Raw genomic sequence first — 20,173 nt, 5'->3', positions numbered from 1 at the left:
GCCTCCTTGGCAATCTGGTCGGTGACGGGGTTGTTGACCATCAGCAGGCCGAATCCGTTACAAGTGGATGTGACCTTCATGATGTGGCTCCTTGTGATTGGCTGGCCGCCACCTCGTCAGGAACTATGTTCGCCATCATCAGACCTATGGTGCGCTCATCCGCCTTGGCGGCATCCAGCTCACCGACGATGCGACCGTCGGCGATGACCAGGATGCGGTCAGAGAGGCTCATGATTTCGTCCAGCTCCACCGATACCAGCAATACTGCCTTGCCCTTGTCGCGCATGGCGATGATCTGCTGGTGGATGTACTCGATGGCGCCGATGTCGACCCCGCGGGTCGGTTGGCCGATCAGCAGCACGTCCGGGTCCTGCTCCACTTCCCGGGCGATCACCAGCTTCTGCTGGTTGCCGCCGGAGAAGTTGGCGGTCTTGTGCTCGGGATGGGGCGGGCGCACGTCCCACTTGTCCATCTTGGCCTGGCAATCCTGCAGGATCGCCTCTTTGTTCTGCAGCCAGCCCTTGTTGTATTGGGGGCGGCGGTGATAGCCGAGGATGAAGGCCTCTTTCGCCTCAAAACGGTTGATGAGCCCCATCTTGTGTCTGTCTTCCGGCACGTGGCCGAGACCGAAGTTGCGCACCCGTTCCGGGTCGGCCGGATGGCTGGCGCTCACTTCGTGGGCCTGACCGCCACCGGTGATGGTGAAGCTGCCCTTGCTTGGCTTGAGGATGCCGCCGAGCAGGCTGAGCAGCTCGGACTGGCCGTTGCCGGAGACGCCGGCGATGCCGACCACTTCACCGGCCCGCACCTCGAAGCTGACGGATTTGACCCGCTCCACCTTGGCGTCGTCCACATAGCTGAGGCCATCGACCTTGAGCTTGGCGTCGCCAGTCTGGGTCGGCCCCTTGTCGACCTTGAGGCGCACCTTGCGGCCCACCATGAGTTCGGCCAGCTGCTCCTTGTCGGTATCCCTGGTGGCGACGTGGGCCACCATTTCACCCCGGCGCATGATGGAGACCTGATCCGTGATGGCCAGGATCTCGCGCAGCTTGTGGGTGATGAGGATGATGGTGGCGCCCTGGTCGCGCAGCTTCTTGAGCACCTCGAACAGGTGATCCGCCTCTTGCGGGGTCAGTACCCCGGTCGGCTCGTCCAGGATCAGGATGCGGGCGCCGCGATAGAGCGCCTTGAGAATTTCGACCCGCTGTTGCAGGCCCACCGGCAGATCCTCGACCTTCTCGTGCAGCGGCACTTCGAGACCATAGTCCCGCGCCAGCTCGCCCAGCAGCTTTTCGGCCGCCGCCAGGCTCTGGCCCAGGTGCCAGCCGTTTTCCGCGCCGAGAATGACGTTTTCTAACACTGTAAAATTGTTCACCAGCATAAAGTGCTGGTGCACCATGCCCACGCCTGCGGCGATCGCATCTTGTGAGCCATGGGGTTTGAAGGGGTTGCCGTCGATGAACATCTCGCCTTTGTCGGCGTGGTAGAAACCGTAGATGATGCTCATCAGGGTCGACTTGCCGGCGCCATTTTCGCCGACGATGCCGTGAATGCTGCCTTTACGAACCTTAAGGTCGATCTGCTTGTTGGCGTACACTTCGCCAAACCGCTTATCGATACCCCTTAATTCGATGGCATAGCGATCTGTCTGGTCCATGATGCAGTCCTTGCGGGTCATGAAAAGAGACTAAAAACCGGCCCGTGCGGGCCGGTCGTTGGGTTGAGAGTAGTAGCGGTTACTCAGTATTTGCAGGTGCTGTCGCTCATATAGTCGTGCACCTTGACCTTGCCGGAGATGATCTCGGCCTTGATGGCCTCCACCTTGGCTTTCATCTCGGGGGTGATCAGCTTCTCGTTGTCTTTGTCGAGAGCCCAATCCACCCCACCCTCGGCCAGGCCCAGGTTCTTGATACCCGGTTTCCAGGTGCCCTTGGCGGCGTCATCCCAGGTCTGGTAGGCGGCGAGGCCCACCGACTTGACCATGGAGGTCAGCATGGTGCCCGGTTGCAGGTGGTTCTGGTTGGAGTCCACGCCGATGGCCAGTTTGCCTTCGTCCTTGGCGGCCTGGTAAACACCGATGCCGGTACCGCCGGCGGCGGCATAGACCACGTCGGCGCCCTTGGCGAACTGGGACTTGGCCAGTTCCGCACCCTTGGCCGGGTCAGCAAACGCCGCCGGGGTGGAGCCGGTCATGTTCTGGAACACTTCGATCTTCGGATTGACGTACTTGGCGCCCTGCTCGTAGCCGCACTCGAACTTGCGGATCAGCGGGATGTCCATGCCGCCCACGAAGCCGACCTTGCCGCTCTTGGAGGCGATGGCCGCCAGCGCGCCCACCAGGAAGGAACCTTCATGCTCCTTGAAGATGACGGACTGGACGTTCGGCTTGTCGACCACCATGTCGATGATGGTGAACTGGGTTTTCGGGAACTCGGTCGCCACCTTCTCTACCGCGGAACCCATGTTGAAGCCGACGGCCACGATCGGGCCGTTGCCACGGCTGGCCAGACGACGCAGACCCTGCTCGCGCTGGGCTTCGTTCTGGGGTTCGAACTCCTTGACCTTGACGCCTTTGTCCTTGTTGTAGACTTCGACGCCATTGCGGAACACGGCTTCGTTGAACGATTTGTCGAATTTGCCTGCGGTGTCGTAGATGACGGCGGGCTGGGAGGCTGCCTGGGCAGAAAGGGCAGCGAGAGTGAGGGCGGCAACGGTGGCCAGCTTGAGCACTTTAGTCACGATCGTATCCTTGATTGTTATGTGAGGGTCCACAACCTGCCGGGGCAGGCCATAAAGCACGCCGGCTAACTGTAAGTGAGCCGTGGTACGGGTCAAGGAGATCATAAAGGAAAAACGTTTGCGTTAACGGTTTGAAATATAAGCAAATGACTTTATAAGTTGTTGTTTTGATGCCTGTTTTTAGATTTAAATTCTGTGAATAATTGGCTCCAAATGACATTTCTGTTTGTATTCATGAGGTTATAAGCAAGCGTTTTCCTGAAATCGGCCAAAAAGTGGCTTCCAATGGTGCCAATTGATGGATTTTTCTCTGTGGTCAGGCCCCCGCTCGGGGCGGCGTAAAGCCGGAGGGCGGCGATCCCTCATACGCCGATTTGGTCTGCGGCGCCGCAGGTCGTATAATCCCCGCCTGTATAAATAAACAGGAGTGGTGATGGACGTTTCAACCCTGCTCGACGGGCTCAATGACAAGCAAAGAGACGCGGTGGCGGCCCCCCGTTGCAACCTGCTGGTGCTGGCCGGTGCCGGTTCGGGCAAGACCCGGGTGCTGGTGCACCGTATCGCCTGGCTGATGCAGGTGGAACGCTGTTCACCCTTCTCCATCATCGCGGTGACCTTTACCAACAAGGCGGCGGCCGAGATGCGCGGCCGGGTCGAGAAAGTGATCGGTGACGGCGTGCGCGGCATGTGGATCGGCACCTTCCACGGCATCGCCCACCGCTTGCTGCGGGCCCACCATCTGGATGCGGGGCTGCCGCAGGATTTCCAGATCCTCGACTCCGACGACCAGTACCGTCTCATTCGTCGGGTGCTCAAGGCCCTCAACCTCGACGAGAAGCACTGGGCCCCGCGCGCCGTGATGGGCTACATCAACGGCAAGAAGGACGAGGGGCTGCGCCCCGGCGACATCGACCTTTACGGCGACCCTGTCACCCGCACCTATCAGCAGATCTACAAGACCTATCAGGAGACCTGCGATCGCTCCGGTCTGGTGGACTTTGCCGAGCTGCTGCTGCGCGCCCACGAGCTGTGGCTGAACAAGCCCCACATCCTCGAGCACTACCGCGATCGCTTCCAGAACATCCTGGTGGACGAGTTCCAGGATACCAACGGCATTCAGTACGCCTGGCTGCGGATGCTGGCCGGCGACACCGGCAAGGTGATGATCGTCGGCGACGATGACCAGTCCATCTACGGCTGGCGCGGCGCCAAGATAGAGAACATCCAGCGCTTCCTGACCGACTATGAGGGGGCGCAGACCATCCGCCTCGAGCAGAACTACCGCTCCACCGCCAATATCCTCAAGGCCGCCAACAGCGTCATCGCCAACAACGCCGAGCGCCTTGGCAAGGAGTTGTGGACCGAAGGGGCCGAGGGCGAGCCGATTTCGCTCTACGCCGCCTTCAACGAGGTGGACGAAGCGCGCTTCGTGGTCGGCCGCCTCAAGGATTGGAAGGAAAAAGGCGGCCTCCTGGCCGACTGCGCCATCCTCTATCGCTCCAACGCCCAGTCGCGGGTACTGGAAGAGGCGCTGATGCAGGACGCCATGCCGTATCGCATCTACGGCGGCCTGCGCTTCTTCGAGCGCCAGGAAATCAAGGACGCCATGGCCTACCTGCGCCTCATCAACAACCGTGGTGACGACGCCAGCTTCGAGCGGGTGGTCAACACGCCGACCCGCGGCATCGGCGATCGCACCCTGGAGATACTGCGCAATAACGCTCGCGATCAGGGCCAGAACCTGTGGCAATCGGCCAAGGCGCTGCTCAACGACAAGGTGCTGACCGGTCGCGCCGGCAACGCGGTGCGCGGCTTTGTCGAGCTGATCGACGCGCTGGAGGAGCAGGTTTCCCTGTTGCCCCTGCACCAGCAGGCGGATATCGCCATCCAGCACTCCGGCCTCAAGGCCATGTATCTGGCGGAAAAAGGCGAGAAATCCCAGGCGCGGGTAGAGAACCTGGACGAACTGGTCACCGCCTGTCGCCAGTACCAGCGCCCGGACGAGCTGGAAGACATGAGCGATCTCTCCGCCTTCCTCGCCCACGCGGCGCTGGAGTCCGGCGAGAATCAGGCGGACGAATATGCCGACGCGGTGCAGCTGATGACCCTGCACAGCGCCAAGGGCTTGGAGTTCCCGCTGGTGCTGCTGGTCGGTGTCGAAGAAGGGATGTTCCCCAGCCAGCAATCCACCGAGGAGTCGGGCCGGCTGGAAGAGGAGCGCCGCCTCTGTTACGTGGGCATGACCCGCGCCATGGAGAAGCTCTACATCTGTTACGCAGAGAGCCGCCGCATCTACGGCCGCGAGATGTTCCACAAGCCGAGCCGCTTTATCCGCGAGATGCCTGCCGAGTGTCTGGAGGAGATCCGGCTGCGCACCCAGGTGAGCCGCCCCACCCAGTACGGTCGCTTCAGCCAGAACGAGGTGCAGCAGAGCTTTGACGCCAGCGGCATCAAGCTCGGTCAGCGGGTGCTGCATCCAAAATTCGGGGAAGGCATAGTGCTCAACTTCGAAGGGGTCGGCCAGCAGAGCCGGGTGCAGATCCAGTTCGACGACGTCGGCGCCAAGTGGCTGGTGACGGCGTATGCCAGATTGGAGGCGCTTTGATTTTTCCCGCTCTTGATGCAATCAACCCGGCTTAAGCCGGGTTGGTGCAGTTATGATGATAGGTTTAATCGAACAGGAAATTTTTGCTGAACTGATCCTATACGGGCAAGAATGAGAACTGCGCATGTTGAACGACAATATAAAAAAATCCTTAAAATCAAAATGGAATATGGTTTTGGCATTCGGAGCTATAATGGCTGGCCTAGCTGCACATTTAGGTAATTTCAATGGTGCTATAGACCTAATTACATCTTTGCTACCTAAAAAAAGTATTGCTGTCGTTCAAGCTCGCCTTGAGCCCTTCCGCATAAAGAATGGCCTTGGTAAGGAACAGGATGATGTATTTTTAATGATGAGCATCAGAAACTACAGTATGTTGCCAATCATGATAGTGTCTGCCGAGATTGAGGGGAATGGCAGCTCTTTAATTGGCAAAGGTAAAGCAGGTAGACAAGGTATATGTATTTTATCGTCTAGTGAAAATAACAATGAACCCTTAACAATACAACCTGGCAAAACTATCTGGATAAAAGTTGGAAACTCCATCCATTTGTCAGGATTAAGTAGAGTGATGTCTAATATAAATATTCAAGATATCCACCTCTTTGCACCTGATACTGGCGTCGGCATTCACGATGTCTATTTTGTAAACATTCTAAATGATTTATTGGCTAAAAAATATGGCAAAGATGCAGAAATAATTGCAAATATATATACTGGAGAGGAAAGAAAGAAACATAGCTTTTCATTTAATATTACTCAGGGAACGGATTTGTTCTCGAAAGATGGTACACTACAGCATGATTGGTTTCTTGCTCAATGGATTAGACCAATAAATCAACCTCAGTTTGAAATAAATGACAACTGTGAAGTAAAATAGCTGATCTGAGCCACTAAGCTTGGGATGTTCACCTGTTTAGAGTTTTGTATGGTTGATTGTCTATGTCGCAGCCAAAAGCTGGATGCACCCCAAGACCACATCACATCATGTTATGTCGAGAGCCACTGTATCTACAGCCGCGAGATGCCGACCGAGTGTCTGGAAGAGATTCTGCTGCCACCAAGGTCAGCCGCCCGACCCAGTACGACCGCTTTAGCCAGAACGAGGTGCAGCAGAGCCGGGTGCAGATCCAGTTCGACGACGTCGGCGTCAAGTGGCTGGTGACGGAGTATGCCAGATTGGAGGCGCTTTGAGTTTTTCCGCCTTTTGATATAAACACCAGCTCGGCTTTAGGCAGAGTTGGTGTTTATATCAATAATCACAACAATTTTAATTATGTTAACGATTATAGTAATCGCCATTTTTCATAAAAATAAATTTATTGCATCTATATGATAATTATTTCTTGCTTCTTACTATCACCGATTCTAAATTTAACTGGATTGCTCTTCTCTTTATTCTCTTCACATGTTTTAATAACTTCGAGAATCATTTTATTATACTCTTCATTATTATTTATATTTAGTGACTTAAAAAAGCTAACTATGATCTCATGGCCAAATTTATAATTCATAACAAGAAATATATGACCAAAAATAATGATGTTGTCGAATGCGCATTTCAATGCTGAAAACCATGAGTCATCATAGTTTTCATCTGCGAAAGCAGAAAGCAAGAAAAATACTACAGCCCTGTCTTTATCTTCTTTTAAAGCCAATTTAGTTGCGACGTAAAATAAGCATTCAGGGCACAGCGCATTAACATCTTTAATATAATTCACAGCTTGTTCTTCCGAGCAGTTACGCATAAAGTCTATACTTGCATTCGGCCCTAAACTTTGTTCTTTAATACCTAATACATTAACAATTTCTTGTAAGCAATGGTGTTTCAAACACCACTCAGCAGAGTTTTCTATCGAGCCAACATCTTCTTCTAGCGACAGTTCGAATTCTTTCATGGCTTGCTCAAACTTACCTGAGAACATTAAACTGTCAGCATAACGCCCCCTCATTTCTGAGGTTGGTTCCATGGACAAGGAAAGATGATATAGCTTTGAGGAGAAAACATATTTCTTAAGTAAAAATAACAATCCTGCCAATTCACTGATCCAATATGCTCTAAATTTATAGTCAGGATTTAATTTTGCTGCATGAATATAATGTTTAACGGCCTGCCTTTTATCACCATGGTTACTTAAGAAATTGCCAAGGTTATAGATTAAAGTAGATGCTATAAGTTTCTGGTCTGCCCCCTCAAACTTACAAATCAATTGTAAATAGGTGTTTTCAATTTTTCTATAATGGCTATGATTTGCAGTTTTAGTTATCATAACCATAGCTATAATAATAAGCTCATAGATCTCACTTTGGTTAATGGCATATTCATCAGATATGTAAACTAAATAATCTAAAACCTCAGAGACTTTATTTGTTCTAATTTTTGTACTTATATAACTTAAAAAAATATGTGGGATATATTTTATGTTTGCTGAATTAAAAAATGCATCAAATAAACAATCTGCTTCCCCATAATGAGTGGAATGATGCAGCAAAAAAGCCAAATATACATTAACATCAGAAATCAATGATTTAACATGCTCATCGTTAGAGGGTGGTTTGAAACGAGCTTTAAAGCTAGCAAAATCTCCAAGTCGGATATGTATTTCATCATTTATAATTCTCACTTTCATTGGCTTTGATTGAGCCCCATCGAAAATTGAGAATGATATTATACTTGTTGTACGGCCAGACTTTATCAGTTGACTAACAAAGTCGGTTGTGTGCGAGGATAATGATGTGTGTGCAGCAATACATAGATCAATCTCCAATGGTTTTTTAAGTGGATGGTTTTTTAAGAGTGAATAAACGCCCAACTCATCTCTTAACCATTTTAATGTATTATCACACCAAGCATTTTCCTTCTTGAATATCATGAAAAAACTTTTTTCTGCTATTTTATCGGTTTTGTCATTAAGGCTATGGAACCAGCGAACATATATTTCTTCTGTTGTGTCTATATACCTCACAATGAGGATAGGTTGGTTCAGTTGATTAAAATAGTTAAGTTTCTCTATCCTCAACCTCAACTTCAAAGCTTCATTGACTTTCTTGGAGTCTGAAGCCTTTAATTGAACTAAAAAACGCATTCCTGTTGTATAACCATCAGCATCAAATATCTCAACCTCACCATCAATCCCATAGTCATGGGTTGGGGTTCTATAAACCCATTCTGCAGGCAGCAGAGACCTAAATTTATTAATTGATATATCTTCTAACTGATGTGACCTCGAACGTTTTGGTAAAGCCATTCAAGAACTCCGGCTTGCAGCATATAAGTTATTGAGACGATATCAGAACCATCTCTATTTTGTAAGAAGGCTAGAGCCATAGGTTAGATTAGCGAAGCGTAATCGGACGATCGCGGATTTGGACGTTCAAGGATTCGAATAGTCGTCTCTTCGGTCATTCGCAAAGATAAAATCTTTGATAGGTTTAATCCTACTCCAATCCCCCCAACACCCCATCCACCGATCCGCACCAATCCGGCGGATAGATACCGCTCGCCACATAACGATGGAAGGTTGAATGGGGCCAATTGGACACCCTGGTGACATGACCATGTTTGAGCGGGTTGATATGGACATAATCCATATGGTGGCGGTAATCCCGCTCATCCCGGATCAGGTGTTCCCAATAATGGCGTTGCCAGATACCCCGTTCCCCGTGGCGCAAGCGGGTATGGCAGCGGCGCTCTGTCATCGGCAAGGCGCGGGAAAAGTGGCTTTTGATCAGCCGCCAACGCAGGGGGAAATCGGTGTCCCCTTCCGGCAGAGATAGGATGCAGTGGAGATGGTCGGGCAATACCACCCAGGCGTGAATGGCGAAGGGGTGAGCCTGCTGCAGCTTGGCAACGCTGTGACGCAGCAGGTCGATCTGCTCCACCAGCAACCGGTTGTTGCGCCGCTCCAGCAGGTTGACGGTAAAGAACCAGGTTCCGCCGGGCCACCATGCCCGCCGCCAGTTGGCCATCCCCTTCCTCTCGCCTCGGCCGAAATGCCAAGCATAGCCTTGCCTCACTTCGATCTGCTTGCAGGCCATGATGACGCGGATGTTCCATTACGCGATCGTCCGATTACGCCTCGCTAATCGAACCTACACGGACAGGAAATATGGGACACCCACCTTTCTGACAGAGGCGTAGCTGGTAACGCTACGCCCTGTTTGTTCGGCACAAGTATCAGATTACTTAACCAGCTTGCTCTCCATCACCCCTTGCTTGCCCTCCTCTTCACTGACCTGACTCAGCTTGGAGCGGGCCATCAGCAGGCCCATTTTGACCTCCTGCCAGACGTAGTAGTTTTTGCCCGCCTCGGTGCTGAGGGTCAGGGGGGCATCGTTCTCCGACTTGGAGATGATGGTGTGGCTGCCCGGCGTCACCTGCTTGAGGATATAGGTGTGGGCCACGGTATCGCCGACCGCCACGCCATCCACCAGCAGCGGCATCTTGACGGCGGCACCGAAGGTTTCATTGCGATAGATATAGAGGTTGGCCGCATCCTTGGGCGCCACAAACTGCTTGGCCTGGGCGTCAGCGGTGGCATCGGCCATGGGTACGGAAGCACAACCGGAAAGCAGCGCCGCCGACAGCAGGGCAGCACTCATCATTATTTGCCTGAACATAGTGTTTGGTTTTAGTGGGTTAACGGGATTTAAAGGTTCGCATGAGGCTTTGTGGCCGGGCAACCACTGAAACCGCTGCCGGTGTGACGGGATTCAATATTCCGGCAATTAACCGACATGGTGCGGCACTTGGACAGTGCAGCGAACCGCGGCATACCGCTTGTCATTGATGTCTAAGTGAATGCTGACGCTACGCAGGCCAAGGACTTAGGTTCGATTACACCTCGCTGATCGAACCTGCACGGGCTGACAGAGGGGATGGCCACTCACCGTCTGATATCAGACATGGCCGTCAGTTATTCGAATGCGCTTGTACACCAGGGGGTTGCATGCTTGCCAGCTCACTCTGGACGGTCTGGAACAAGCTGATCAGGCGCGCTCGATAGGTGTGGTGGGTCAGCACCGTCTGTTGCCCATGGGCGGCGATGGCGGCGCGCTCTTCCTCATGGCTCAGGTAATAGCGACAGATCTCCAGCAGATCCTGTGTATCGCGGAAGATCACCAGATCCTTGCCCGGTGTGAAGAGATGGTGCAGATCCTCCTTGTCGTTGGTCACCATGAATCCACCGGCGCCAAGAATATCAAACACCCGCATGGGGAGCCCCGACTCGACGAAACTGCGCACCAGATTCAGGTTGATCCTGCTGCGTTGAAACAGGCGTGGCATCGCTTGGTAATGTTCTGCGTATCCGCAATAGCTCTGTGTGTGTGTCGCCCACTCCGGGTTTCCGTACACGGCGACCCGTTCAAACCGGGCCGCCAGAGCCTGGATACAGGACACCCTTTCCCGATAGGAGTGTTCGCGGCCCAGCAAATACGCCAGTTTTTCATATTCACTCAGGTAGGGTAGCCCGCTCAGCGGATACACCTCTTTCACAAGCCGTAGATGAGATTCCGTGAGTTGTGCAGCCAAGGGCCGCCCCTCCAGGTGCGCATCGATGTGTCCAATCAGGGCCGTAGGTTCGATTAGCGAAGCGTAATCGGACGATCGCGTAATCGGTCGCTTACAACAGAACAACCCTGTTAGGTGTCTACTCCAATCCCCCCAACACCCCATCCACCGACCCGCACCAATCCGGCGGATAGACACCACTCGCCACATAACGATGGAAGGTGGAATATGGCCAATCGGCCACCCGGGTGACATGACCATGTTTGAGGGGGTTGATATGGACGTAATCCATATGGCGGCGGTAGTCCTGTTCATCCCGGATCAGGTGTTCCCAATAATGGCGTTGCCAGATACCTCGTTCCCCGTGGCGCAAGCGGGTCTGGCTGCGGCGCTCTGTCATCGGCAAGGCGCGGGAAAAGTGACTTTTGATCAGCCGCCAACGCAGGGGGAAATCGGTGTCCCCTTCCGGCAAAGAGAGAATGCAGTGGAGATGGTCGGGCAACACCACCCAGGCGTGGATGGCGAAGGGGTGAGCCTGTTGCACCTTGGCAACGCTATGGCGCAGCAGGTCAATCTGCTCCACCAGCAACCGGTTGTTGCGCCGCTCCAGCAGGTTGACGGTAAAGAACCAGGTTCCTCCGGGCCACCATGCCCGCCGCCAGTTTGCCATCCTCTTTCCCTTGTTAAGACCGAAAAGCCAAGCATAGCCTTGCCGCCCGGCGAGCCGCTCGTGGGCCCCATCGCGCGATTGTCAGATGATGGGATGGACCGGTGACGCGAACGTCCGATTACGCTTCGCTAATCGAACCTACACGCCGCATAAGATGGGTTATCGGTATCGTGGCCGAGAGGCACAAACCCCAGGCTCCCGCCTGCTTGGCTACCTCAGCTGAAACTCCTTGACGATAAATTCGATAAAAAGCCGCACGTTGGGGGACTGCTCCTTGTGGAAGGGGTAGACGGCGAACAGGGCGTGTGGGTCGGGTTGCCAGTCGGGAAGTAGTTTGACCAGGGTGCCGTCCGCCAGCTCGCTTGCTACGAACTCATGCGGCACCAGGATCACCCCAAGCCCTTGCACCGCAGCCTGTTTGAGGGCGATGCCGTTGTTGGCGCAGAAGCTGGCAAGACGCATATCCACCGCCAGGCTCTCCTCTGCCCGGCTAAAGCACCACTTGTTGGGGGAAGAGGAGAGGCTGTAGCGCAGGCAGTTGTGATCTTTGAGATCCTCCGGATGGGCGGGCTGACCCGCCTCCTTGAGATAGTCGGGGGCGGCGCACAGCACCCGCTGCACCTGGCACAGGGGTTTGGCACGCAGGGTGGAGTCATCCAGGGCGCCTGCCCCACGGATCACCACGTCCAGCCCCTGATCCACCAGATCCATGTAGGCGTCGCTCAGGATCACCTCGATGCCGATCGCCGGATAGCGGCGCTGAAACTCGCAGACGAGGGGGTTGAGCCGGATCAGCCCGTAGGACATGGGCATGCCGATCCTCAGTCTGCCCCTGGGGGTGAAGGAGGTGGCCATGATGGACTGGTCGGCGGCGTCCAGGCCATCCAGCACGGCGCAAATCTGGCGGTAATAGGTCATGCCGGCTTCGGTGACGCTCAGCCGCCGGGTGGTGCGGTTGATGAGGGCGATGCCGAGATAGGCTTCCAGCTCGTTGATGTTCTTGCTGACAGCCGCCTGTGAGAGGTGCAGATCATCTGCCGCCGCCCTGAAGGTGCCCATCTCCACCACCCGGCGAAAGACGTTCAGCGCCGTGATCTTGTTCATCCTGCCCCCGATAATTCACTACTGGTAAATGATGGTGCCATCATGGCGCGGTGAATTCACCCAATCCGGCTCGCCGGGCGCCAGGTAACAGACAGGCACAACAAGGGCGGCAGGGCCTTGACCCGACCGCCCGGTGCCGCGGCGGCTTATTGCGCCTTGCCGGGGGCGGGAGGCAGGCTGATGCCGACATCGGCCCAGGGGTTGGTGCCGAGCAGCTGGGCGTGGGGCACGTCGGCCTGGTAGCGCATGGTGAATTCCTTTGGACCGTGGGCGAAGGCCACCAGCAGCCCCTGTTTGGCATCCATCAGTCCGGCGTGCATGCCCAGCCCGTGATAGCTGATCCGCACGGCCTTGTCCTCAAGGCCCACCTTGTCTATCTGGAAGCGGGCTATGCTGCCGTCTTTGAGTGTAAAGCCCCAGCGGAAGGGGCCGCCGCTGACTACCGTCATCACCTCGTCGATGTCGGTGCCGTCCTCTGCGGAGTTGACGTGCATGCGGCCATATTTGCCGAGCACGGCGCTGCGGGTGCGATCGTCCAGCGCCATCAGGTCATAGACCTTGGGGTAGGGGCCGACGCCGGTCTCCTCGGTGGCGACGCCGCCCCCTTGCACCGCAGGCTCGCGGCCTGCGAGCCTGGCCTGCTCCAGCAGCTCCCCCTGACTCAGGTTGAAGGCTGCAATCAGGGCGCCGTGCTCCGCTTTGGTCAACGCGCGGCGGTGGGAGGCCTCCAGCAGCGGCCTGGCGGCGTCGGGGATGTCGACGGTGATCACGTTGACGCCGATGGGGTTGAGCGCTTTGTTGACCGCCTCGACGCCGGTCACGGCGGCGCGGCCATCGCTGAACTGCACCGAGACCAGGTCACCGGCGAAGGTGTTGAAAGAGAGGGCCGAAGCGATGGTGCCGGCCAGCAATGTAATATGGGTGGGCTTCATACAAGACTCCTCGTTAAGGTTCGAGAAGCAGTCTAGGGCGGTGATGTGCTCACTGAAATGGCGCTCTGTTGATATGAAAATTCACTGACAGTAATGAATAGCGGGGAGCAGGATCGCCGGCCCGCCCCGGGGGATGGCGCACCCTGCCAGAGGATGTGAGCCCGGTTGACGCAACGGGGCTCGGGTTGTGGTATGACTCGGGGCGTCACCAAACAGAACCTGTCGGAGGATGTGATGATGCTGGCGTTGATCACCACGGCGTACCACACCTGTTACCCCAATCCCATCACCTTTCGGGCCGGAGAGTGGGTGCGCATCGGCCACGAAGATGACGAGTTTCCGGGCTGGGTGCGCACCTTTACCGCAGACGGCAACGAGGGGTGGGCGCCCCTGTCGCTGCTGACGCCGATCAGCGCGCAGGAGGCGCAGGCGCGTCAGGACTATACCGCCCGCGAGCTGGATGTGGCGGCGGGGGAGAGGGTGCGGGTGGAGCGGGAGCTGGCAGGCTGGCTCTGGGTACATAACGATCAAGGGCAATCTGGCTGGATCCCAGCCAGCGCCATCGAGCCAGTCTCTTGAGGTCCTTGATGGTGGCGGGTGAGGTGTTGTGATCACCCGCCGGAACGATATGGCGCAGCAGACTGACGGATTCGGTGTGAATGCTGCGCTGCTCCTCAATCAAGAGGGGGAGTTTTTCCCTTTCGCATCAGCTGATAAATCAGACGGCCATGTTCTTTGCGATAGATGTCACTGTGCGCGCCACCACCACTTAGATAGGCGTTCTCACTGATGAGACTGCTCGCCTCGATATAGGTGATGTTGCTGCGGGCTGGGCCGCTGACACCGAACAGGTTACCGTGATGATCGGCGAAGGCGCAGCGAATAAGGGTGTTGGTATTGGAGCAAATCTCTGCATAGCTCCTGGCATCGCCGGCATAGCCTCCCCCGGGCGCCTTGTTCATGGCTTGGTCATTGATCGATGCCGTCAGCGCTACCTGCTTGACCAGAGGGCAAAACACCGTCGCTGAGGTCGATGTGGCGTTATCGGTCAGCCGGGTCAGTTTAAAGGCTCCTTGCAGGTTGATCAGGTTATCAATGCCCGCAGTGGGGGGCTGGTAGTGATCCTGATAAATGGCTGGACCAAAGCAGGCAGCCACATTGGAAGCACGGCTGCCAAAGCTATGGCCAATCAGCGAGGTCGTGAGTTGCGCTTGCTGGGCTTGAGGCAATGCGGCTTTTACTTCCGGCAGTGTCTGCTGTATTAGTACACCCAGCCAGCTCAGGCCGAGTTCGTCGGCGTCGCCTGCCTTGGTGGGGAAGCTGGTGAGTCGATAAATCGGTTCAATCCAACTGCTGCTCCATTGGCTAGGCCAGGTGACACCGATAACCAGGGGATTGAAATCGGCAGGGGCACTGCGTTTCACATTGAGCATGATGGAGTTGAAGTTGCGAATTGCCTCTTCTTGCACCGTATTCCAGCCCATGACAATGACCACAATGTCGCTGTAAGGCTTGCCTGTATTGGCCTGCGTCATCAGGCGCTGAATCATGCTCTGTTTTAACAGCTTCAACGCATCCCAACTGTCGTCATAACCGCAGACCTCTTTATCCTGGCAACGCCGATGCGTGGTGGCCATCGGTAGCATATTCTGCTCGGCGCAGGGTTCAACCAGCTGGGATTGTGCGGGCTCCAGTCGTTGATAAAGGTTATACAAGGCACAGGTATGGTTTTCGGCGGATTGGGGCTGGGCCTGCTCTCGCAGAATATGCGAGATATACAACAACTTGGGCTGGTTTAATAATGCGTCTGTTGATGTCTTTAAGGTCTTCTCTGAGGATGTGCTGACCTTCACGCTTTGTGGTGTAGAGACCAGATCACGCGGGCTTTTTTCCACGCCAATCAGATAACCATCAAAACGCAAACTCAGTTCATCCGGATAATAAAGAACAGAGTGATACAGCATGGTGGTTTCACCATCTGTACTCAATTGCTTTTCTGCCGAGGCAAGCCGGCGTTGAGGAGTATTGGTACAACCCTGTAATAACAGACAGACGATCAGAAGGATTTTCCCGTACATGATTCACTCTCCTTGTTATGTGGCACCCCGATGAGGGTAGTCCGTACAGGTGAGTAGATGTAGTGGAAGGGGTTGAGCCACACCCTGTTCATGGCGATCCCCGTGACGATAGCGTGCATGCTCCCATGACGCGGTGTGGAGATGGAGGTAGAGCGCAGAAACCCGGCCCCAACGGGGCGCGGCGGCCGGGTGAATTGTAAAGAGTAGGGTGACAGGTAACGCTGGATATCAGCCTAGTCTAATCAACTCGATGGGGGCATAGCGCTCCCGGGAGTTGGCCAGCAGCACGCACTGCTGGTGCTCAGCCTGATAGGGGGTCAGGTTGTCGGTGTGGGCCTCTTTCAGTACGTCGACGGCGCCGGTAGCGGCGATCATCACCCGCTGACCCGGTGTCAGCGCATTACGGTTTCGGTCATAGATTTTCATGGCACTCTCCTTTTGTGGTGCCCGGCGGCATGCCCGGGCTGCGCGAATCAGCCTACGCCTCTGTAAAAGAGTGATGCATGTCACAGATCAGAAAAGAGCCAAAGAGGGCCTCGGCATATCGGCAGCCGCTGGGGCCGTCCAATCCTGTCGCTGGGCAACTGGCCGGGGCCGGCATTTTGCGGGGGCGGGCTCGAACAAACGGGGGGATACGCTATAGTGGATGCCGCTCGTGCAACCGCCTTCAACCAACCAAGAGCGCATTATGAATCGTGAGATTGCCGCCCAGTTTATCAAGATGCTGACCAACCTCGACCACTGTCTGGCCAAGGCCGAGGCCCACGCCACCGCCAAGAAGTTCAACGTGGAGAACTTCTTCAATGAGCGCCTCATCGTCGACATGCTGCCGCTGGCCAAGCAGGTGCTGATCTGCTGCGACAGCGCCCGCGCCGTGGTGGCCACCGCCAGCCTGAGCGAGCCGCCGGTGCTGGGGGATGACCCCAAGACCATGGCGGATCTGCGCGCCCATGTGACCAAGACCCTCACCTATCTGCAGAGCAAGCTGGAGGCCGACTTCAGCCAGTATGCGAGCGGTCACTACTACCCCTACTGGGCCGGTGGCAAGGGGATGGACGGCTACACCTGCGTGCATGAATACGGCATCCCCAACTTCTACTTCCACCTCACCATGACCTATGCCCTGCTGCGCAAGGCCGGGGTCGAGCTCGGCAAGGGGGATTACCTGGGCGCCATCAAGCTGCAATAAGCTGTATTCAGGAACGAAAAAGCCTGCCCGCTGGCAGGCTTTTTTTATCCGCGAACGGGGAACGAGCCGGATCTAGCGGCATGGTCGCTGGCGACGGCTCTGGGCATAAAGGCGTGGTCTTCGGCCCTCGCGCGGTTACAATCCGGCGTCAAAGTAGAAAGGGTAAGAGAAACATGAAGATCCGAGTAATGATGCTGGCGGCCTTGCTGTGCCATGGCGCCGCGCAGGCGCAGGAAAGCGTCGCCGCAAGCTGGCCCGACACCCCCGTCACCCGTCTCAAGGCGCAGGCGCTGCTGCAGACCCTCAATGCCACCCTGCTCAGCAACCCGAGCGCCACCGTCACCCTGCAGAACTGGTGCGCCGACCACCGGATGGCCGGGGAGCCGCGCATCCGCGCCCTGCGTGATCAGGATACCCGCAAACCGGCCGACGCCGCCGTCCGCGAGCAGCTCAAGATCGCGGCCGACGAGCCCGTCGGCTATCGCCGGGTGCAGCTCGCCTGCGGCGATCATGTCTTCTCCGAAGCGGACAACTGGTACGTGCAAAGCCGCCTCACTCCCGAGATGAACCGGCTCCTCGACACCAGCGATACCCCGTTTGGCCTGGCCGTCAAGGCGCTCAACTTCAGCCGCCGGACCCTCTCTTCCACCCTGCTGTGGGCCCCCCTGCCGACCGGTTGGGAGATGCAGATGCCCACCCTCACCAGCAGTGACCAGCCGCTGGCGATCCCCGAGCGGGTGCTGCAGCATAGGGCCATCCTCTCACGGGGGGATGGCGTGCCGTTCAGCCTGGTGGTCGAGACCTATCGCCGCGATCTCTTCGCCTTCCCGCTGGACAAGGCCCCCGGCCGCTGAGCCCGGATGGTGGTTTGGCGCACAGGCCGCCAGCAATAAAAAAAGCCTGCCGGCTGGCAGGCTTTTTCGTGGGCGTCACTCAGCCCGGCGGGATCTCCGGCTCCACCAGGGCCGCCAGCTGGGCCAACGACTCCTGCCAGCCGAGATAGCACATCTCCACCGGGATGGCCGCGGGGATCCCCTCCTGCACGATAACGAGTTCGGTGCCGCACACCACCCCGGTCAGGATCACGGTCACGTGCATCACCCCCGGCAGGTTGGGGTCGTCGAAGCTGTCGGTGTAGCGAATGCGCTTGCCCGGTTCGAGCTCCAGGTATTCGCCGCCAAAGGCGTGGCTGTGGCCGTTGCCGAACTGGGTGAACGCCATCCGGAAGTGGCCGCCGACCCGGGCCTCCAGCTGTTCTACCTGGCAGGTGAAGCCGTGGGGTGGCAGCCATTTGGCCAGCGCATCGGCCTCGATAAAGGCCCGGTAGATCCGCATCGGCGGTGCCTTGAGCACCCGATGCAGCCGCACTGTTCCTGTCTTCATCTCTCTTCCTCGTTGCCTTGGGTCCATCAAGGATAGTCGGTTGCGTCCGCTTGCCGACCAGAGGCAGGTTGTGGCGCCCTAGAAGGGGCCGTTGCGCTCGCGCAGCTGGTCGGGCAGGCCGTCGTGATCCCCCAGCTCGCGCTCGGGTACCGCATCCCAGTGCCGCTCACCGATGAAGCGATTGCGCTCGGGGTGCAGGGCGTAGTGGATGTGGTTGTCCGCCCGATCGGTGTCGCCCACGCAGAGCAGCCGCACCGGCTGATTTGTGTTGTTGATGAAGGTGTGGGCCAGCCCGTCGCCCGCCTTGAAGCCGACCGAGTCGCCGGGTTGCAGCCGATGGAGCACGCCGTCGAGCCAGACATCCGGAGTGCCTTCCAGCACGTGGACGAACTCGTCCTCTGTCTCCTCGGCGTGAGGCCAGCTGGTGCGCCGGCCCGGCGGCAACAGCTCGTGGTGAATGCCGAGACGGGCAAAGCCGTAGTGTCTGCCGAGGGCACTGCCTTGGGAGAGCGGCTCCTCGCTGCCGGAGTAGCGGCCGGGTTCGGGCTCCTGCAGCTCGCGCCAGTGTTTGATGCTGGGGTGACGGGTCATAGTGGTTCCTTTTCTATGAAGATATGGTCACGGGAAGGGTCATCCTGACTGCCGGAGTGCGGGGAGAACAGCAGAGATTTGCTGGTCAGATGAGCCCCTCTGGCGAGGGGCCCGATGGTCGGTGCTATTTGGCCTTGACGCAAGGCATGGCGGGCAGTTCCCCCTGGGCGGCCGGCCGGGTCATCTGGTAGTGGCCGGCGAGATCCCGATAGACGCGGGTATTCCACACCTCGCCGTTGTCGAGCCGGAAGGCGATGTCGTAGTTGATCCCGGAGACCACCTGGCTGCGCACCTCGAGAATGCGCTCCAGCCTGGCGGAGGTGTTCATGCGTGCCAGCACGCTGGCCAGCGCCGCTTCGGCGCCGGCGTTCGGCAACGGCTGACTCTGCCATCCGCCGGCCATGGGGGCGCACTCCTGCTGCTGTGGAGCCATGCTGCAGGCGCTCAGCAGGACGGCAACCAGAATGGGGAACAGCGCTTTTTTCATATATTTTCCTCCAGCCAATAAAGTAATGACCTTATCAACATTCGGGCGATAACGCAGCTGTCATGGCTCCAAAAGCCCCCCTTTTGGGGCGGCCAGCCTGTTCAGCGACCCAGGTTGTCGGCCAGCTGCTTGGCGCGGCCGGCGGCCCACTGGTCGATCATCTTCGCCATCTCGCCGGCGGTGATGGGGCTCTCCTTGTGGGTGGTGTCCGGGCTCTCGCGTGCATCCATCACCCGCACCAGCAGCTTGCCGCTTTGGGAGTCGAGCAGTTGGGCCATGCTGCCCACCCTGAGCAGATAGGGCTCCTTGCCGATCACCTCGCGGGTGACGTTGATGGCGATCTTGGCGGGCAGCAGATCCCGCAGCTTGGGGTCGGGCCGGGTCAGGTCGAAGTTGGTGATGGCGGCCTGTACCCGCAGCACGCCAGGGCCGGGGGCGGTGGCAATCCTGACGCCGTGGCTCATCAGTTCGCGCTGGAAGGTGGCGTGGTAGTAGCGGCCTATCTCGTTCTGCTCGTTGGCGGTCAGCAGGTACCACTGGCCGTTCTCCTGGCGGATGAACTGCAAGGGATCGAGCAGCACCTGCTGGTACTGGCGCAGATCCACGCCGGGCTCCTTGTAGATACGCTGGTTGGGGTTGCTTTCACTCTGCTGGAAGGCGGTCAGCGGGATCGCCTGCAGGCTGTGGGAGACCTGGTTCTTCACCGCGCAGCCACTCAGCAGAATGGCCACCATGCCCGCGATTACGGCTCTCTTCATCTCTTGCTCCTGATTGCGCTGCTTGTCTGACCCTGGCATCCGCTGCGCAGGGCATGGCAAGAGAGATAACCGATTCAAAGAGCGCCCACAAGGACAGAATGCGGGGTGTTCAGGCCGGATCCAGC

At 56.9% G+C, this 20,173-nt stretch carries 19 protein-coding genes and 2 pseudogenes; 6 read left to right on the top strand and 15 right to left on the bottom strand.

Annotation, left to right across the window (positions count from 1 at the left end; all coding sequences use genetic code 11):
- Positions 1-76 precede the first annotated feature (76 nt).
- Both BN1143_RS08545 and BN1143_RS08540 read right to left on the bottom strand, forming a co-directional pair.
- Positions 77-1,657, bottom strand: coding sequence for an ABC transporter ATP-binding protein (locus BN1143_RS08545; RefSeq protein ID WP_042050291.1), 1,581 nt, complete (start codon positions 1,655-1,657; stop codon positions 77-79).
- A gap of 83 nt (positions 1,658-1,740) precedes the next feature.
- Positions 1,741-2,739, bottom strand: coding sequence for a BMP family lipoprotein (locus BN1143_RS08540; protein WP_024943029.1), 999 nt, complete (start codon positions 2,737-2,739; stop codon positions 1,741-1,743).
- Positions 2,740-3,172: 433 nt separating this feature from the next.
- Here BN1143_RS08540 and uvrD point away from each other — a divergent pair, with 433 nt between their 5' ends.
- The 3 genes and pseudogenes from uvrD to BN1143_RS22630 all read left to right on the top strand — a co-directional run.
- Entirely contained in the window at positions 3,173-5,344 is a 2,172-nt protein-coding gene (gene uvrD / locus BN1143_RS08535; RefSeq protein WP_042050290.1) for a DNA helicase II, read from the top strand.
- 124 nt (positions 5,345-5,468) lie between these two features.
- Positions 5,469-6,224 (top strand): hypothetical protein, encoded by a 756-nt coding sequence (locus tag BN1143_RS22355; RefSeq protein ID WP_156141291.1) that lies wholly within the window; start codon positions 5,469-5,471, stop codon positions 6,222-6,224.
- A 108-nt stretch (positions 6,225-6,332) separates the two neighbouring features.
- Positions 6,333-6,538: pseudogene (locus BN1143_RS22630) on the top strand (hypothetical protein); the annotation flags it as partial.
- A 134-nt stretch (positions 6,539-6,672) separates the two neighbouring features.
- On the opposite strand, the gene BN1143_RS21855 reads toward BN1143_RS22630, so the two are convergent.
- From BN1143_RS21855 to BN1143_RS08495, 7 genes and pseudogenes are all read right to left on the bottom strand, one after another.
- A complete protein-coding gene (locus BN1143_RS21855) occupies positions 6,673-8,592 on the bottom strand; it encodes a DUF4365 domain-containing protein (protein WP_042050288.1) in 1,920 nt (639 codons plus the stop codon).
- 190 nt (positions 8,593-8,782) lie between these two features.
- The gene (locus tag BN1143_RS08520) at positions 8,783-9,313 is read right to left on the bottom strand and encodes an REP-associated tyrosine transposase (protein WP_042050287.1); all 531 of its coding nucleotides are present in this window, start codon (positions 9,311-9,313) and stop codon (positions 8,783-8,785) included.
- Positions 9,314-9,526: 213 nt separating this feature from the next.
- Positions 9,527-9,964 carry a DUF2846 domain-containing protein gene (locus BN1143_RS08515; RefSeq protein ID WP_042050286.1) on the bottom strand — a complete coding sequence of 146 codons (438 nt, stop codon included), beginning with the start codon at positions 9,962-9,964 and terminating at the stop codon, positions 9,527-9,529.
- A gap of 292 nt (positions 9,965-10,256) precedes the next feature.
- Positions 10,257-10,916, bottom strand: a pseudogene (locus BN1143_RS08510) (CgeB family protein); the annotation flags it as partial.
- A gap of 79 nt (positions 10,917-10,995) precedes the next feature.
- On the bottom strand, positions 10,996-11,526 hold the full coding sequence (locus BN1143_RS21850; RefSeq protein WP_082038489.1) for an REP-associated tyrosine transposase: 531 nt from the start codon (positions 11,524-11,526) through the stop codon (positions 10,996-10,998).
- Positions 11,527-11,736: 210 nt separating this feature from the next.
- On the bottom strand, positions 11,737-12,630 hold the full coding sequence (locus BN1143_RS08500) for a LysR family transcriptional regulator (protein ID WP_042050284.1): 894 nt from the start codon (positions 12,628-12,630) through the stop codon (positions 11,737-11,739).
- Between the two features lie 146 nt (positions 12,631-12,776).
- Complete coding sequence (locus BN1143_RS08495; protein ID WP_042050283.1) at positions 12,777-13,562, bottom strand: hypothetical protein; 786 nt, start codon at positions 13,560-13,562, stop codon at positions 12,777-12,779.
- Positions 13,563-13,796: 234 nt separating this feature from the next.
- Here BN1143_RS08495 and BN1143_RS08490 point away from each other — a divergent pair, with 234 nt between their 5' ends.
- A complete protein-coding gene (locus tag BN1143_RS08490) occupies positions 13,797-14,141 on the top strand; it encodes an SH3 domain-containing protein (protein WP_231570568.1) in 345 nt (114 codons plus the stop codon).
- A gap of 95 nt (positions 14,142-14,236) precedes the next feature.
- On the opposite strand, the gene BN1143_RS08485 is transcribed toward BN1143_RS08490, so the two are convergent.
- Positions 14,237-15,640: a hypothetical protein gene (locus BN1143_RS08485; protein WP_042050282.1), complete on the bottom strand. Its 1,404-nt coding sequence runs from the start codon at positions 15,638-15,640 to the stop codon at positions 14,237-14,239.
- A 228-nt stretch (positions 15,641-15,868) separates the two neighbouring features.
- A complete protein-coding gene (gene ydfZ, locus BN1143_RS08480; RefSeq protein WP_042050281.1) occupies positions 15,869-16,066 on the bottom strand; it encodes a putative selenium delivery protein YdfZ in 198 nt (65 codons plus the stop codon).
- Positions 16,067-16,328: 262 nt separating this feature from the next.
- Here ydfZ and BN1143_RS08475 point away from each other — a divergent pair, with 262 nt between their 5' ends.
- Positions 16,329-16,829, top strand: a complete 501-nt coding sequence (locus BN1143_RS08475; protein ID WP_042050280.1) for a DUF1993 domain-containing protein — start codon at positions 16,329-16,331, stop codon at positions 16,827-16,829.
- 188 nt (positions 16,830-17,017) lie between these two features.
- The gene (locus BN1143_RS08470) at positions 17,018-17,683 is read left to right on the top strand and encodes a hypothetical protein (protein ID WP_042050279.1); all 666 of its coding nucleotides are present in this window, start codon (positions 17,018-17,020) and stop codon (positions 17,681-17,683) included.
- Between the two features lie 79 nt (positions 17,684-17,762).
- On the opposite strand, the gene BN1143_RS08465 is transcribed toward BN1143_RS08470, so the two are convergent.
- The 4 genes from BN1143_RS08465 to BN1143_RS08450 form a co-directional block, all read right to left on the bottom strand.
- Entirely contained in the window at positions 17,763-18,212 is a 450-nt protein-coding gene (locus BN1143_RS08465) for an SRPBCC family protein (protein ID WP_005307686.1), read from the bottom strand.
- Positions 18,213-18,290: 78 nt separating this feature from the next.
- Positions 18,291-18,803: a cupin domain-containing protein gene (locus tag BN1143_RS08460; protein WP_042050278.1), complete on the bottom strand. Its 513-nt coding sequence runs from the start codon at positions 18,801-18,803 to the stop codon at positions 18,291-18,293.
- 124 nt (positions 18,804-18,927) lie between these two features.
- Positions 18,928-19,290, bottom strand: a complete 363-nt coding sequence (locus BN1143_RS08455; RefSeq protein ID WP_042050277.1) for a cystatin family protein — start codon at positions 19,288-19,290, stop codon at positions 18,928-18,930.
- Between the two features lie 101 nt (positions 19,291-19,391).
- On the bottom strand, positions 19,392-20,048 hold the full coding sequence (locus BN1143_RS08450) for a DUF3313 domain-containing protein (protein ID WP_042050276.1): 657 nt from the start codon (positions 20,046-20,048) through the stop codon (positions 19,392-19,394).
- Positions 20,049-20,173 lie beyond the last annotated feature (125 nt).

The organism is Aeromonas dhakensis (assembly GCF_000820305.1).
Lineage (GTDB): Bacteria > Pseudomonadota > Gammaproteobacteria > Enterobacterales > Aeromonadaceae > Aeromonas > Aeromonas dhakensis.
Note: the sequence above shows the minus strand (reverse complement) of the source record. Positions and strands in the feature narration are given on the sequence as shown.

What these genes read in the sequence shown, in the direction of transcription:
- uvrD (WP_042050290.1), top strand. Translation starts at nt 3,173, where the DNA reads ATGGACGTTTCAACCCTGCTCGACGGGCTCAATGACAAGCAAAGAGAC.
- BN1143_RS08500 (WP_042050284.1), bottom strand. Translation starts at nt 12,630, where the DNA reads ATGAACAAGATCACGGCGCTGAACGTCTTTCGCCGGGTGGTGGAGATG.
- BN1143_RS08515 (WP_042050286.1), bottom strand. Translation starts at nt 9,964, where the DNA reads ATGTTCAGGCAAATAATGATGAGTGCTGCCCTGCTGTCGGCGGCGCTG.
- BN1143_RS08465 (WP_005307686.1), bottom strand. Translation starts at nt 18,212, where the DNA reads ATGAAGACAGGAACAGTGCGGCTGCATCGGGTGCTCAAGGCACCGCCG.
- BN1143_RS08520 (WP_042050287.1), bottom strand. Translation starts at nt 9,313, where the DNA reads ATGGCCAACTGGCGGCGGGCATGGTGGCCCGGCGGAACCTGGTTCTTT.
- BN1143_RS08455 (WP_042050277.1), bottom strand. Translation starts at nt 19,290, where the DNA reads ATGAAAAAAGCGCTGTTCCCCATTCTGGTTGCCGTCCTGCTGAGCGCC.
- BN1143_RS08495 (WP_042050283.1), bottom strand. Translation starts at nt 13,562, where the DNA reads ATGAAGCCCACCCATATTACATTGCTGGCCGGCACCATCGCTTCGGCC.
- BN1143_RS21850 (WP_082038489.1), bottom strand. Translation starts at nt 11,526, where the DNA reads ATGGCAAACTGGCGGCGGGCATGGTGGCCCGGAGGAACCTGGTTCTTT.
- BN1143_RS08470 (WP_042050279.1), top strand. Translation starts at nt 17,018, where the DNA reads ATGATGCTGGCGGCCTTGCTGTGCCATGGCGCCGCGCAGGCGCAGGAA.
- BN1143_RS22355 (WP_156141291.1), top strand. Translation starts at nt 5,469, where the DNA reads ATGTTGAACGACAATATAAAAAAATCCTTAAAATCAAAATGGAATATG.
- BN1143_RS21855 (WP_042050288.1), bottom strand. Translation starts at nt 8,592, where the DNA reads ATGGCTTTACCAAAACGTTCGAGGTCACATCAGTTAGAAGATATATCA.
- BN1143_RS08490 (WP_231570568.1), top strand. Translation starts at nt 13,797, where the DNA reads ATGATGCTGGCGTTGATCACCACGGCGTACCACACCTGTTACCCCAAT.
- BN1143_RS08545 (WP_042050291.1), bottom strand. Translation starts at nt 1,657, where the DNA reads ATGGACCAGACAGATCGCTATGCCATCGAATTAAGGGGTATCGATAAG.
- BN1143_RS08485 (WP_042050282.1), bottom strand. Translation starts at nt 15,640, where the DNA reads ATGTACGGGAAAATCCTTCTGATCGTCTGTCTGTTATTACAGGGTTGT.
- BN1143_RS08475 (WP_042050280.1), top strand. Translation starts at nt 16,329, where the DNA reads ATGAATCGTGAGATTGCCGCCCAGTTTATCAAGATGCTGACCAACCTC.
- BN1143_RS08460 (WP_042050278.1), bottom strand. Translation starts at nt 18,803, where the DNA reads ATGACCCGTCACCCCAGCATCAAACACTGGCGCGAGCTGCAGGAGCCC.
- ydfZ (WP_042050281.1), bottom strand. Translation starts at nt 16,066, where the DNA reads ATGAAAATCTATGACCGAAACCGTAATGCGCTGACACCGGGTCAGCGG.
- BN1143_RS08450 (WP_042050276.1), bottom strand. Translation starts at nt 20,048, where the DNA reads ATGAAGAGAGCCGTAATCGCGGGCATGGTGGCCATTCTGCTGAGTGGC.